The organism is Streptomyces sp. W1SF4 (assembly GCF_003950035.1).
Classification (GTDB): domain Bacteria; phylum Actinomycetota; class Actinomycetes; order Streptomycetales; family Streptomycetaceae; genus Streptomyces; species Streptomyces racemochromogenes.
Genome location: NZ_CP034350.1, coordinates 7223348 through 7237679, shown reverse-complemented (window position 1 = coordinate 7237679; position 14332 = coordinate 7223348). Strand labels below are relative to the sequence as shown.

The following is a 14332-nucleotide window of genomic DNA, read 5'->3' as shown; positions in this document are numbered from 1 at the left end:
GGGCCCGCTACCAACCCCGGAACGGGCCCCGACCGGCAGCAACACCGGCGTATGGGTGGCCGGGCCGTCGCACCCGTGATCGCCGGGGCCCCCGGGCGTTCCAGTTGAACGAGGCGTCCTCGCACTCGACAGTCGACAGGAGTAACACCATGGCCATCTCTGCGTTCAGACGGCGCGTTACCCCCCTGAGCACCACCCTCGGACTGGGCATCGTGCTGCCGTTCGCCGTGGGGGTTGCCCCCGCCTATGCGCAGGCTCAGCTGGACCTCACCAAGAGCCATGCGGGCGAGTTCCGCCGGGGCGGCCATGGTTTTTACCAGATCACCCTCTTCAACAACGGCGACCAGGCGACCGACGGCGGAACCCACCTGAGCGACGTCCTCCCGCCGGGACTCTCCGCCCAAGCGCTGAACACGCAGTCGGAGGGCAGCTTTGACCTCAACTGCGGCTTCCTCAACGCGGGCAGCGGGTTCACCTGCGACAGCGCGGCGCTGGATCCCGGCGAGGGCTACACGATCATCGTCACCGTGGACGTTGCCCAGAACGCCCCGTGCACGGTCACCAACACCGTCTCTGTGACCGACGACGCCGGCGTCAACCGCGACACGGCAAGTGACCCCACAGCCATCCCCGGAAACGGCTGCAGCGGAAGCGACGACGGCGGCAACGGTGGCGCTTCCATCCTCCCCGTCAACCTCAGTGGCGTGATCCCGATGTTCAACAACATCACGACGAACAACAACATCGGCAGCCCCGGCGCGAGCAACACGAGCGGCCAGGGCTTCGATCTGAACGCTCCCTGATCCCCGGCCAGGGCACCCGGCACCGTCCCCGGGTGCCCGGCGGCGGCTGAGTTGGAGAGTCATCCCCGGTATGCCGGGACGCGTTTCGATGGAACGGCGCGGACCGAAATCCACGAAACCTTCCTCGGCCTCGCCGCTTGCCTCACCTTGCTGGCGCTCACGACACATCTATGGGCTCGTAGAGCACATCGGTTCTGAGAATTGTTTTCGTGCCCTCAAGAATCGGGGCCGAGTCGTGAAGCGTCCGATGCCAGAAGAGGAGCGCATCGCCCGGTTCGGGGCGGTGGATGCCCAATATCTCCTCGGGCTTTGCGAGCCGGGGCCAGTCCGAGAAGTCGCGTTGCGCAAAGGGCAGATCGTTCTGCTTGTCGGCGATGAACCGTGTTTCTCCGCCCACCGCCTCATATGACAGGTAGACGACGACCGTCAGGAGAGTCCGCCTCCCGTCGGGGGCGAAATAGGGCGAATCGTAGTGCGGAACGAGAAGTCCGCCGTGTTCGTACGTGATGAAGCGCATACGTGGATTGACGGCCGCCGGCTTCCAGGGGTTTCCGTCCGAATCCGTCGGATCGTCCGGCCCCACTTCAAGCGGCAGAAACGTCCGCAGCCTGCGGTAGAACTCTGCCGCCAAGGCTTCGGATTCAGCCGTGGCGCGGAGATGGGCGACCGGATCTCCCTCTGCATAGTTGGCGGCGACGCCGTCTCGCCCCACCGGAGCAAAGCGCTGGGCAGCCAGTTCGGCCGCGAATACCTCCACTTCGGCCTGGGTCAGGAAGTGGCGAATCACCCTGGCATCGACGTTGGGGATCTCCTTCTCGATCGGGGCCCACGAGTCATCGGCAGATATTCGACTCAGCGCTTCTTCCGAGAGCTCGAAGGGATTCACCGGCATTTCGAACATGCGCACTTCTCCATCTTGAGGTCATGGTCGATACCGCTGCGGCCGGGGACCCGACCGTCCGGAACAGCCGCGGGCAGCGCATTGAGGTGCGTGGCGGGGCGGCGGGCCACGTACGCGTCAGCGCCGGATCCGAGCGGTTATCGTCATGGTGACGATATTAGGCCAGGGTGAACTCACGATGCAAGCAGGACGTGCCCAACGCGGCGGAGGGCCGCTGCGCACCGGGTGGCTCACCTGGGGTGGCCGGACACCGCATCGCCCGTAAGGGCACCGGGAGTTCCCAGCGACTCGGACGACACCGATGGACCGTCGAGCGAACCGTGGCCGGGCGCGCCGGCGGCCGACGCCTCCACCGACGCTGCCGTAAGGGCTGTCTCGTGACTCCGACGGACTTGGCTTCGACTGTGATCGGAAAGCTCGGTCAGGCGTCGCTGGGGCCGGGAGTCCAGCCGGTGTGCTGCGCCCATGCGTCAGCGCGTCGGATGACGTCCCATACGAAGGCATCTTTTGCCTGGACGTAGCCGGGACGGTCGTCGCGGAATCTGGCTGCGCAGTGCTGCTTGGCGGCCGCGTACTCGTTCGCGGCAGCCGTGTGGCACCGGAGGTAGTCGCGGAACAGGAGGGGGAACTGCTGTGAGAAGCTGCCCGTTTGCCGCACGTGCACGTGGGTCCGGCGCTGACCTGGAGGTTCCCGGAAGTATCGTTTGGTCCGTTCGGGATTGTCCGCCCGGTACACGAGCCCCATCTCTGTCAGCGGGCGCAGGAACGCATCCGTCGCTTCCAGCGATTCCACTGAGATCTGGATGTCGATCACCGGCTTGGCCGCCAGTCCTGGCACCGAGGTGGACCCGATGTGGTCGATACGAGCCGCAGCATCACCGAGGGCGACACGCAGGCACGTGCCCCACGTGGCGAACATGACTGGCCACGCAGGGTCGTAGGGCATGATCTCTACTGGCTTTCCCATGCTGCGAAGTGTGTAACGATCTCCGGGGGCGGCACGAATTCGAACCGCGCCGAGGTCAGCCTCACCTGCGTGGAGCCGAGTTGGCCGGTGGGCTGCGGTGTGCGTCTTCGACGCCGAGGACGTCGCGCACCGGGAGCGGGCGGGTTGCTGAGGTAGCCGGCCTGGCCCCGTAGGCCTGCGGGGCCGTCGTGGCTCGCCCAGGGGCCGGCCCTGCTTGTCGGGCGGGTGGGCGGTCAGCTTGGCGATCATGTGCTCAGACTCTGTCCGTCCCCGCTCGCCCGGGCGTGAACGGGTGGAGCACAGCGCAGGCAGCAGCTCCCGGTCCCCCGCCGCGGCGTGCGCGGCCGCGGAGTACGTTCGAAGGACGGGGTGCGGCCCTGGCCATCGGGGCCGCGACGGGGGCCGCACCCCGGCAGCGCGACAGCGTCCCGCCGGGCGATGCCCGCGGCCGGGGCGAGGCTCCGAGTCCTCGGGCGGCGGGGGGGAGCCGAGGCCGGGGGGACCGCCAGTGCCGTCGGTTTGGTCTGGGCCGGAACAGGCCATTCCGCCCCGTAGTGATCATCTCGGTCTGTTCTGGGCCGCTACGCTCGCTCGCGCCCGAACCACACGACGACCACCGCCGGCCGGACCACGCCGTCCGGTCACCGGGAGAATGAGGGAAACATGCACCACTTAGGACCGGCCGGGGCGCTGCGCAGGGGCTTCGCCCTCACCGCGACCTGCGCGGTAGCCGTGCTCGGCTTCACGGCCCAGCCCGCCACGGCAGCTCCGGCCAAGCCCGCCGCCGCCCCGGCCGCCGTCAAGCCCGGCGACAGCTGTACCCCGGCCGACCTCGGCACCCGCCGCCCCTACATCAAGACCACCGAGGTCATCCCCACCATCACGCAGTTCAAGGGCTGGTACGTCACCGAGGGCTCGACCGGATCCCAGACGGTCTCCACCAACGTCCAGGAATCCATCGCGGTCTCCGTCGGCCTCAACGGCAGCGCCCAGGGCAGCTTCACCGTCGAGGCCCTCGGCACGGTCGGTGCGACCGTGGGCCTCAACGTCCAGGTCACCTACACCCGCACCAGCAGCACCTCGAAGTCGATCAGCTGGAACTTCCCCCGGCCCGGCTACTACGGCCTCTACGAGGGAACCAAGAAGGTCACCGGCACCTACAGCAGCCTCAACTGCAACCGCACCGCCCTGGGCGGCGGCGCCTACGCCCTGAGGTGGACCGAGGGCCCCGACACCGGCAGCTACACCACCTTCACCACCCTCGAAGAAGGCGCAGTGCGCTGCGAGGACAAGGTTCCCGCCAACAGCATCATGCGCAGGGCACAGGACCTCCTCGACTGCGGCTCCCCCGCCGCCACCGTGAAGCACCCGGGCGGCCCCGTCCCCTCGGCCAAGGCCGACCAGGCCAGGGACGAAGTCGCCGCCGCCGCTGCCGAAGGCATGAAGGCCGCCCAGGCGGCCAGGCCCGCCCCGCGCGCCGCACTGGACTGCCAGCCGGGCGTCTACAAGATCGACGTTCCTGGCAAGCCCCTGAACTGGAGCGCACCTCTCCTGGCCAACGACGGCATCCGCCTGCGCGAGTCCACGTTCTTCAGCGCCCACCTGGACAACTGGCGGCTGTGCAACGTGACCGAGCGCAACGGGGTCATCGAGGCGTCCCTGTGGAACTGGGGCAACGGCGGATGCGCGACCATCCCGGCGAACATCGCCAACCAGGAGCAGGCCTACCTGACGACGGCCACCTGCGGGGAGGACGACCTCCAGCGGTTCTACATCTACCGCGACGTGCCCGGCAGCTCCAAGATCGGCCTGCAGAACAAGTACACGGGCTCCATGATGGGCCACGACCGGTACGCGGACGGGGAGTTGATCCGCCAGTACTCCAGCGGCCGGCAGGACGGTACGGGTACGTACACCCTGACCGGGGTCTGACGGCTCCGCAGCCGCAGACCTGTCGGTGGGCATGACGGTGGGTTTACGGGCGTCGATCGGGAGCACATGAGGGTCACGACCAATCCGGTACGTCACGAGGAGGTCCCATGTCGGGCACCGAGAAGACCAAGGCCCACGTCGAGCAGGCCAAGGGCAAGGCCAAGGAGACCGTCGGCCGGGCCGTCGGCAACGAGCGCATGACCGCCGAGGGCCGCACCGACCAGGCCAAGGGCAACGCCCGCCAGGCCAAGGAAGACATCAAGGACACGCTCCGACACTGAGCCGCCCCCACGGCCCCCCAGGCGGGGGCACCCGCTGGGCCCCGACCCCCTCCCCCTGGGTCGGGGCCCAGCCACGTCCTGCGACGGGTTCGCGTGACACGTGTGGTGAACTGGGGAACGCCCGAACGAGTTCGAGCGCCACTGGAACCACCCGTGCCCGAGTGAGGAACCGCAGATGCACGCCCCGCTGAACAGCCCCTATCGGCAACTTCGCGGCGGCGACGGCCGGCGGGAGGCGAACACCTCCGCGGTGCTGCGGACCGTGCTCGACCACGGTCCGGTGGCGCGCAGGCGGATCGCGGCCCTCACCGGGCTCAGTCCGGCCGCGGTCTCGCGGCAGGTGGTCGACCTCGCCGGGCTGGGGCTGGTGCGGGAGCGTCCCGAACTGGTCGCCGCGGCGGGCGTCGGCCGTCCGCAGGTTCCCGTGGACATCGACTGTGGCCGGGTCGCGGTGGCCGGTGTGCACATCGGGGTGCCGGGCGCGACGCTGTCCCTGATCGACCTGCGCGGGCGCGTCCTGGCGCGGGAGGACGTGAGCGGTCGGGAGCCCGGCCCGGCCGGGATCCTGGGGCGGGTGACCAGCCGGCTGCCCGCCTTCCTCGCCGCGCACCGGGGTGGCCTCACCATCGCGGGTGTGGGTGCGGTGCTGGGCGGAAGGGTGGACCCGGAGCGGGGGATCGCGGTACGGCACGAACCGCTCGGCTGGTACGAGGTACCGCTGCGCGACGCGTTGGAGCGGGTGACCGGGCTGCCGGTGTACGTCGACAACCACGCGCGCGCCCTCGCCCAGTCGGAGATCCTCTTCGGCCATCCCGATGCGCAGCACAGCATCGTCGCGGTCTTCGTGGGGCATGTGGTCGACGCGGCTCTGGGCAGTGGCGGCCGGGTGCACCTCGGGCCGCGCGCGGCCACCAGCGACGTGGCGCACCAGCCCGTACCCGGGAGCCGGGCGAAGTGCGGCTGTGGCAGGACCGGCTGCTTCGAGGCGGTGGTCTCCGACACCGTCCTGTTCGCGGAAGCCGCGGAGCGGGGCATCATCGCCGAACCGGACCGCGCCCTGCTCTCCGAGGCCGTGGCGGCGGGACACCCCGGCGCGGACCGTCTGGTACGGCACCGGGCGCGGTTGATCGGCCGGGCGGTCGCGCTGCTGGCAGACCTGGTCAATCCGGACGTGGTGGTGGTGCACGAGACCTTCTCCGGGGCCCATCCGCGGTACCTCGAGGCGATCCGTGAGGAGGCGGTCGTACGCTCCCACCTGTGTGACGACCCGGAGCGGATCGTGGCTCCCGGAACCGGGGAACGGGCACTGGACGTCGCCGCCGGCACGGCCGTTCTGGCCAACATCTACGCCGATCCGCTCAGAACGGTGGCGTTTGACCAATCACCGGGTGTCTGACAATCTGCGCGCATGACCCCGACCGTGCGGCTCGTTTCCCGCCGACATGTCGACCTGTGTCGCCATGCCAGCGCGATCTGTGCCGTGCCGTCGCCGGGCTGTCCCCGCTGACTTCGACGTCAGCCTGAGGCCCCCGGGCCGCGTTCCCGCCGTTCCCGTCCGCCGGGAGCTCGTGCGGCACGGCCGCTCCCCCGCACCGCGTTCCGCGATCCCGACCGGATCCCTGCGCCGCGGTTTCCGCTGCTCCACCCTGCTTCGCCCTGCGATGGACCGCACCCGGTCTCACCTGGGATGAATTAGTTCCGCTCAGATTGCAATTAAGTTTCGCTCGCTTCCTCATCGCCAAGGCGGTTCCATCATGACCACGCTCCCTCCCCTCTCCCGGCGGGGCCTGCTGCGCGCCGTGGGTGCCGGCTCCCTCCTCATGACGCTGGGGGCCTGCCGCTCCGCGGTCGACGAGAGCACGCCCGCCGCCGCGGCGAGTCCCCGTAGGGGAGGCACCCTGACCGTCGCGCACGGGGTCGACTTCACTCCGGCCCTGCTCTTCGCGGTGAGCGCGATGACCCTCGTCCCACGCTTGGTCTTCAACACCCTCACCCGCTACGACGACAAGCTGCGGCCGCAGCCGGAACTGGCGAAGTCCTGGCAGGTGGCCCCGGACGGCAAGAGCATCACCTTCACGCTCCGCGACGACGTCACCTTCCACAACGGCCGCAGGTTCACGGCGGACGACGTCATCTTCGCGGTGCAGAACCTCCAGAACCCGGTGCGAGCCGCCCAGTTGAGGTCCACGGCGGCCGCCGTCACCTCGTTCGAGAAGCGGGGCGACCACGAGATCACCCTCGGCCTCGCGCATCCCGTCAGCAACCTCTTCGACCTCTTCGAGTTCATGTTCATCGCCGACAAGGACTCCGTCGAGGACGCCGTCACCGGCAAGAGGCTCATCGGCACCGGGCCCTACACCTTCACCGGCCGCGATCCGGGCGCCTCCCTCAGCTTCGCGCGCAACGAGCGCTACTGGCAGCCCGGCCGCCCCTACCTGGACAAGGTCGAGATACGCGTCATCCCGCAGCCCGACTCGCTGCTCTCCTCGCTGCGCACCGCCCAGTCTCAGCTCTCGTTCGACGTCCGGGGTCAGGACGTGGCGCAGCTGAAGGACGACAAGCAGTTCCGGATCAAGGGGTACGACACGGGCGCCGGCGCCCTCTACCTCGGGGCGAACGTCAAGGAGCAGTACACCGGCGACAAGCGCGTGCGCCAGGCACTGTCCTGGGCCGTCGACCGCGAGCGCATCGTCAAGCAGGTCCTCGGCGGCTACGGCCAGGCGAGCGCGGCCCCCTGGCCGAAGTCCTCCCCCGCGTACAGCGACGCCAACGCGAGCCGCTACCGGCACGATCCGGACAAGGCGCGGGCCCTGCTGAAGGAGGCCGGGCACGACAGCCTGTCCCTGCCGCTGGCCCACGCTTCGGTCCCGCGGGTCACGGCCATCGCGCAGATCATCCAGTACGACCTGAAGCAGATCGGCATCACCACCGAGCTCCAGCCGTACGACTCGGCGACCATGCAGAAGAAGCTGATCGCCCAGCAGATGCCGGCGCTGTGGACGATGGGCCACGGCTTCGCCCAGGTCCACCCGTCCACCCTGGCCGTCAGCGCCTACCCCTTCAACGAGGCCAAGAACACCTCGCAGTTCAGCTCGGCCGCCTACACCGAGGCGGTGCGGGCGGCATGGGTGCGCGATGACGCGGAGGGCCCCGGGGCCGTGGCGGCCTACCAGCGCATCAGCGACCAGCTCCTCGACGAGGCCTTCATCATCGACCTCGCGGTGGAGGCCCAGGTGGAGGTCGCCACGGCCAAGGTGCACGGGGCGGACCTGAACAAGTTCGGCTACCTCATCCTCGACGACGCGTACCTGGTGTGACGCCGTGCGCTCCTACCTGTTGAAGAGGGTTCCCTCCGCGCTGCTCGTCCTGGCGCTCGCCTCGTTCGTCGTCTTCGTGATCCTGCGCCTCATCCCGGGCGACCCGGCCAGCACTCTGGCCGGACCGGACGCCGGACCCGCGGCCGTCGGGGCGATCCGCGCCCGGCTCGGCCTGGACCGGCCGCTGTCGGCCCAGTACGTCACCTGGCTCGGCGAGCTCGTACGCGGCGACCTCGGACCCTCGTACGCCATCGGCGGCGAGGTCGGCGAGCTCATCGGCCAGGGGCTGGGCCGGACGGTGGAGCTGGCCGTCGGCGCCCTGGTGCTGACGGTCGCGCTCGGCCTGGCCCTGGGGGTGCTGGGGGTGACCGGGCGCGGACGCGGGGTGCGTGCCGGGGCGCGGGCGGTGGCCACCGCCGCGCTGGCCGTGCCGCCGTTCGTCACCGGCATCGTGCTGGTGCTGGTGTTCGCGGTGGCCCTGCGCCTGCTGCCCGCCGGCGGGTACCAGTCGGTGCTCGACGCCCCCGACATCGGCCTGCAGTACCTGCTGCTGCCCGCGCTGTGTCTCGCCCTGCCGAGCGGCGCCGTCCTCGGCCGCTCTCTCCAGGACGGGCTGGAGCGCGCCCTGGCCGAGGACTACGTACGCACCGCCACGGCCGTCGGCGTCACCCGCCGGCGCATCATCTGGCGGCACGCGCTGCCCAACGCCCTGCCGTCCTCCGTCACCGTACTCGGCATGCAGATCGGGCAGCTGCTCAGCGGAGCCGTGGTGGTCGAGGCCGTCTTCGCCTGGCCGGGGCTGGGCATGCTCGCCGAGCAGGGGGTGGTCCGCCGTGACTATCCCGTCGTCCAGGCCCTGCTCCTGCTGCTGGTCGCGGTGTTCGTCGCCGTCCAGCTGCTCACCGACATCGTCTACGCCTGGCTGGACCCCCGGATCAGGTGGGAGTGAACCATGACGACCACGACCCTCCCGCTGCGCGCCCGCAACCGCTACGTGGGCGGACTGCTCACGGGGCGGGGCATCACCGGACTGACCCTGGTGTCCGCAATCGCCCTGACCGCGCTGCTGGCGCCGCTGCTCACCTCCGCCGACCCGCTGGCGCAGAGCGGTGACGCCCTGCTCGGTCCGTCGTCGCGGCATCCGTTCGGCACCGACGACCTCGGACGGGACCTCTTCAGCCGGGTGCTCCACGGCATCCGCGCCGACCTCGCCATCGGTCTGACGGCCGTGCCCCTCGCCGCCGCGGCGGGCTGCGCCCTCGCCCTGCTCTCCGTCTCCTCCCGGGCTGCCGATGCCGCCGTCCAGCGGGCCTTCGACCTGGTGCTGGCCTTCCCCGGGCTGATCCTGGCCCTGACCCTCACCGCCATCTGGGGACCGGGCCGGCTGCCCGTCGTGGCCGTCATCGCCCTGGCGGAGACACCTGCTTTTGGCCGGCTGCTGCGGGGCGGCATCCTCGTACAGCGCGAACGCGAGTACGCCGTCGCCGCGCGGGTCGGCGGCGCGGGACGGCTGCGCGTCCTGTTCCGCCACGTCCTGCCCAACGCCGTCGACCCCATCGTGGTCCAGATCGCCACCGCCCTGTCGGTCGCCGTGTTCATCGAGGGCGCCATGAGCTTCATCGGGGTCGGCATCAGGCCTCCGGAGCCCTCGCTCGGCAGCATCCTCAGCCAGTCCACGGGCTACATGGGCACCCACCCCACCTTCGCGGTGGCACCGCTGATCGCGGTGACCGCACTCGTCATCGGCTTCACGCTCGTCGGGGAAGCCCTGAACCGGGGGATCCGGCAGTGACCCAGGCCACGACCCGCACCACCACCGACAACGCCGACCACGCCGACCACGCCACCGCATCCGCCGACAGCACCGGCACCGCCGACACGGCCGCTTCCGGCCCGCGCGCCCGACCCGTGCTCGACGTGCGCGGCCTGCACGTCAGGTTCCCGCTCGGCGGCCGGTCCGCGCACGCGCTCCGGGGCGTCGACCTCTCGCTCGCCGCCGGGGAGACGCTGGGCATCGTGGGCGAGTCCGGCTCGGGCAAGTCGACCCTCGCCCTCGCCCTGACGCGCATGCTCCCGGCCGGCGGCCGCATCACGGACGGCTCCGTGCTCCTCGACGGCCAGGACCTCGCCACCGCTTCCGACGAGGCACTGCGCCGGGTCCGCGGCGGGCGGATCGGGATGATCTTCCAGGACCCGATGGCCTCCCTCAACCCGGTGCTCTCCATCGGACAGCACCTGGACGAGGCGATGCGCGCCCACGGCCGCGGTGACCGGCGCTCGCGCCGCGCCCGCGCACGGGAACTCCTGGACCTGGTCGGCATTCCCGACCCCGCCCAGCGCGTCGACGACCACCCGCACCAGTTCTCCGGCGGTATGCGCCAGCGCGTCATGATCGCTCTCGCGCTGGCCAACGAACCCGACGTCCTGCTCGCCGACGAGCCGACCACGGCGCTCGACGCCACCGTCCAGGACCAGATCCTGACCCTGCTCGAACGGCTGAACCGGGAAACGGGCACCGCCCTCGTGCTCATCACGCACGACATCGGCGTCGTCGCCCGCTCCTGCCGTCGGGTGCTGGTCATGTACGGCGGCGCGGTCGTCGAGGACGGTCCCACCGACCGGGTCCTCGCGGACCCCCGACACCCCTACACCGCCGGACTGCTGGCGGCCGTGCCTCGGCTGGAGTCCCCCTCGGGCACCCGGCTGCGGAGCATTCCCGGCAGCCCGCCCGACCCCGCCGCCTCCCTGCGGGGGTGCGCGTTCGCGCCCCGCTGCGCCCTGGCCGAGGACCGCTGCCACGACCAGGCGCCCGTTCTGACCCGGGCTTCGGCCTGCGTCCGCTCCGCCTGCCTGCTCACCGGTCCGAAAGACGTCGTCATCGGGGAACCCCCCGAAGACCTCCGGACCCGGCCGGCCGCCGGTCCGGCCGCGGCACCGCTGCTGGAGGTCACCGGGCTGCGCAAGACGTTCCCCGGCCGGGGGCGCGCCGGGCGCCGCGATCCGCTGGTCGCCCTGGACGGGGTCGACCTCGTCCTGCACCCGGGCGAAACGCTGGGGATCGTGGGTGAATCGGGGTCGGGCAAGTCCACTCTCGCGCGCACCATCGTCCAGGTGTACGAGCCGACCTCCGGAGCCGTCCGGTTCCGGGGGCGGGAGCTGTCCGAGGCGTCCCCGGAGGCCTCCCGGGCGCTGCGGCGCGAAGTGCAGATGGTCTTCCAGGACCCCTTCTCGTCGCTCAACCCCCGGATGACCGTGGGCCAGATCATCGCCGAGCCGCTGATCGCGCACGGTCTCGGTGACCGTGCACAGCGGGCGGAGCGGGTGGCCGCGCTGCTGCGGCAGGTCGGACTGGAACCGGAGGCCGCCGGGCGGCACCCGCGCGCGTTCTCCGGCGGCCAGCGCCAGCGGATCGGCATCGCCCGGGCGCTGGCCCCCGAGCCGTCGGTCCTCATCTGCGACGAGCCCGTCTCCGCACTCGACGTCTCCGTCCAGGCACAGGTCGTCAACCTCCTCACCGACCTGCAGCGCGACCTCGGGCTCGCCCTGCTGTTGATCGCCCACGACCTGGCGGTGGTGCGGCAGATCAGCCATCGCATCGCCGTGATGCACCGCGGACGGGTGGTCGAGACCGGCCCCGCCGACGAGGTCTGCACGCGCCCGGCACACCCCTATACCCGCACCCTCCTCGGGTCCGTACCCAGGACCGCCCCCTCCTCTCCCCCGTCCTCTGCGAAGGAGCTCCGCCCGTGACCAGCCCCGCCACCCCGGCCACTCCGGACACACCCACCCGTCGCGATCCCTACGCCGGCTTCGCCGGACGGGTCGGCCGTACCTTCGCCGAGTCCGAGCCTTCCTGGCAGCCGGGGCGCCGGCCCGGAGGGCGTGCCCCGAACGTCGTCGTGGTCCTGGTCGACGACATGGGTTACAGCGACATCGGCCCGTTCGGCTCGGAGGTCCCCACCCCCGTGCTCGACGGGCTGGCCGCGGGCGGCGTGCGCCTGGCCAACTACCACACCATGCCGCTGTGCTCCCCCGCCCGTGCCGCCCTGCTCACGGGTCTCAACCCGCACCGCGTCGGATACTCGACGGTCGCCAACTTCGACCCGGGTTTCCCCGGTTACGGCATGGAGGTCGGGGAGGACATCCCCACCCTGGCCGAGGTCCTCCACGACGCGGGCTACGCCACCTACGCCGTCGGCAAGTGGCACCTGACCCGCGACTCGGCGTCCAACGCCGCCGACGACCGGCGCAACTGGCCGCTGCAGAAGGGCTTCGACCAGTACTACGGCGTACTGGAGGGCCTGACCAGCCTCTTCCATCCGCACCAGCTGGTCCGCGACAACAGCCCGCTGGACATCGACGAGCTGCCCGACGGCTACTACTACACCGACGACATCACCGACCAGGCCATCTCCATGGTCAAGTCACTGCGGGCGCACGACCCCGACAAGCCGTTCTTCCTGTACCTCGCCCACAACGCGGTCCACGGCCCCCTCCAGGCCAAGGCCGCCGACATCGAACGCCATCGCGGACGCTACGACGGAGGCTGGGACGCGCTGCGCGGCACCCGCTTCGCCCGGCAGATCGCCGACGGGCTGTTCCCCGAGGGAACCGTCCTGCCGGAACGCAACTCCGAGGCGGGCTTCGACGTTGGCCCATGGACCGATCTGACGCCGCAACAGCAGCGCCGGTACGCGCGCTACATGGAGGTGTACGCGGCGATGGTCGACAACATCGACCAGAACCTTGGCCGGCTCACCGACACCCTGCGCGCACTCGGCGAACTCGACAACACCATCGTCGTCTTCACCTCCGACAACGGCGGCACCGGGGAGGGCGGCGCCGAGGGAACGCGCAGCTACTTCAGCCGCTTCGTCCACCAGCCCGTCCCGGACGACTGGAACGAGGACGTGGACCGGGACACCGACCTCATCGGCGGCCCGCAGAGCCTGGTGCACTACCCGCGCGGCTGGGGCATGGCCTCCAACACCCCGTTCCGGCTCTACAAGGGCCAGACCTACGCGGGCGGCGTGCGCGTGCCGTTCGTCATCTCCTGGCCCGAGGGACTGCGGCGGGCCGCGGGCGACGACGGGGTCCGGCAGCAGTACCAGTACGTCACCGACATCACCCCCACCCTGCTGGAACTCGCCGGCGTGCGCCGCCCGGAGCTGTGGCGCTCGCGGCCCGCCCAGGAGCTCGACGGCGTCAGCTTCGCCCCCGTCCTGCACGACGGGCGGGCGCCCGGCGCCCACACCGAGCAGTACTGCGAGATGTCCGGCAACCGCAGCTACTACCGCGACGGCTGGAAGCTGGTCACGCTGCACCGCCCGGGCGCACCGTACGACGACGGCGAGTGGGCGCTGTACGACCTGCGCACCGACCCCACCGAAACCACCGACATCGCCCAGGAGAATCCGGACGTGGTGAAGGAACTGGCCGCGGCGTGGGAGGCGGCGGCCTGGCGCAACGGCGTCTTCCCCCTCGCCGACGGCAGCGGCGCACTGGCCCGGCGCAACCCCGCCGAGGAGCGGTTCCACCGCCCCCTGACCCTGTTGGCGGGCACTCCCGAGCTGGAGCGCTACCGCTCCTCCCGGCTCATCTCGTTCCGGTCCTTCGACGTCACCGTGGAACTCGACGAGCACGCCGCCTCGGACCAGGGCGTACTGGTCTCGCACGGCGACCAGGGCGGGGGCTACAGCCTGTACGTAGAGGACGGACGGCTGCGCTTCGCGTACAACGAGTACGGCGAGCTGCACGAGACCGACGCCGGCCCGCTGCCCGCGGGCCGGCGGACGATCACGCTGTCGGCCGCCGCGGTGGAGGGCCTGCGCTGGGAGTTCCGCTTCCTGGTCGACGGCGTGGAGAGCGGCCGTTCGCACAGCGTCCACCAGCTGATCGGCATGGCGCCGCTCCAGGGGATCAGCGTGGGCGTGGACCGCAAGTCCCCGGTCTCCTGGCCGGTCTACGAGCGCCACCGCAGCTTCCGCTACACCGGCCGCCTGCGCTCGGTGACGTACACCCCCGGTGCACGGGCGCCCTACGATCCGGCGCTCGTGGCCCGCGCGCTCCGAGAGGCGGCCGCCGCCTTCGAATGACGGACGGACGCGCGCCGGCCCGGCCGGCACACCGCC

Annotated in this window: 12 protein-coding genes and 1 pseudogene; 11 read left to right on the top strand and 2 right to left on the bottom strand. The window is 71.0% G+C overall.

Annotated features, from left to right (window positions below):
• The first annotated feature begins 149 nt into the window (after nucleotides 1–149).
• Nucleotides 150–803 carry a DUF11 domain-containing protein gene (locus D1J60_RS33615; RefSeq protein ID WP_125823738.1) on the top strand — a complete coding sequence of 218 codons (654 nt, stop codon included), beginning with the start codon at nucleotides 150–152 and terminating at the stop codon, nucleotides 801–803.
• 157 nt (nucleotides 804–960) lie between these two features.
• Here the strand turns inward: D1J60_RS33615 and D1J60_RS33610 are convergent, their stop codons facing one another.
• A complete protein-coding gene (locus D1J60_RS33610) occupies nucleotides 961–1704 on the bottom strand; it encodes a 2OG-Fe(II) oxygenase (protein WP_241253638.1) in 744 nt (247 codons plus the stop codon).
• Between the two features lie 251 nt (nucleotides 1705–1955).
• Here D1J60_RS33610 and D1J60_RS38370 point away from each other — a divergent pair.
• A pseudogene (locus tag D1J60_RS38370) lies at nucleotides 1956–2054 on the top strand (IS5/IS1182 family transposase); the annotation flags it as partial.
• 71 nt (nucleotides 2055–2125) lie between these two features.
• On the opposite strand, the gene D1J60_RS33600 reads toward D1J60_RS38370, so the two are convergent.
• Nucleotides 2126–2671, bottom strand: coding sequence for a GrpB family protein (locus D1J60_RS33600; RefSeq protein ID WP_125823736.1), 546 nt, complete (start codon nucleotides 2669–2671; stop codon nucleotides 2126–2128).
• A gap of 663 nt (nucleotides 2672–3334) precedes the next feature.
• Between D1J60_RS33600 and D1J60_RS33595 the strand changes: the two genes are divergently transcribed.
• The 9 genes from D1J60_RS33595 to D1J60_RS33560 all read left to right on the top strand — a co-directional run bounded on the left by D1J60_RS33595 (nucleotide 3335) and on the right by D1J60_RS33560 (nucleotide 14296).
• Nucleotides 3335–4603 carry a hypothetical protein gene (locus D1J60_RS33595; protein WP_125823735.1) on the top strand — a complete coding sequence of 423 codons (1269 nt, stop codon included), beginning with the start codon at nucleotides 3335–3337 and terminating at the stop codon, nucleotides 4601–4603.
• A gap of 107 nt (nucleotides 4604–4710) precedes the next feature.
• Nucleotides 4711–4884 (top strand): CsbD family protein, encoded by a 174-nt coding sequence (locus D1J60_RS33590; protein WP_125823734.1) that lies wholly within the window; start codon nucleotides 4711–4713, stop codon nucleotides 4882–4884.
• A gap of 175 nt (nucleotides 4885–5059) precedes the next feature.
• Entirely contained in the window at nucleotides 5060–6280 is a 1221-nt protein-coding gene (locus D1J60_RS33585) for an ROK family transcriptional regulator (protein ID WP_125823733.1), read from the top strand.
• A 12-nt stretch (nucleotides 6281–6292) separates the two neighbouring features.
• Entirely contained in the window at nucleotides 6293–6391 is a 99-nt protein-coding gene (locus tag D1J60_RS38905) for a putative leader peptide (protein WP_328740532.1), read from the top strand.
• A gap of 247 nt (nucleotides 6392–6638) precedes the next feature.
• Nucleotides 6639–8201, top strand: a complete 1563-nt coding sequence (locus D1J60_RS33580; protein WP_125823732.1) for an ABC transporter substrate-binding protein — start codon at nucleotides 6639–6641, stop codon at nucleotides 8199–8201.
• A 4-nt stretch (nucleotides 8202–8205) separates the two neighbouring features.
• Complete coding sequence (locus tag D1J60_RS33575) at nucleotides 8206–9150, top strand: ABC transporter permease (RefSeq protein WP_125823731.1); 945 nt, start codon at nucleotides 8206–8208, stop codon at nucleotides 9148–9150.
• Nucleotides 9151–9153: 3 nt separating this feature from the next.
• Nucleotides 9154–9993 carry an ABC transporter permease gene (locus D1J60_RS33570; protein WP_125823730.1) on the top strand — a complete coding sequence of 280 codons (840 nt, stop codon included), beginning with the start codon at nucleotides 9154–9156 and terminating at the stop codon, nucleotides 9991–9993.
• A 116-nt stretch (nucleotides 9994–10109) separates the two neighbouring features.
• Nucleotides 10110–11951: an ABC transporter ATP-binding protein gene (locus tag D1J60_RS33565; protein WP_125824347.1), complete on the top strand. Its 1842-nt coding sequence runs from the start codon at nucleotides 10110–10112 to the stop codon at nucleotides 11949–11951.
• A complete protein-coding gene (locus tag D1J60_RS33560; RefSeq protein WP_125823729.1) occupies nucleotides 11948–14296 on the top strand; it encodes an arylsulfatase in 2349 nt (782 codons plus the stop codon). Before D1J60_RS33565 ends, D1J60_RS33560 begins: the two co-directional genes overlap by 4 nt.
• The last annotated feature ends 36 nt before the right edge of the window (nucleotides 14297–14332 follow it).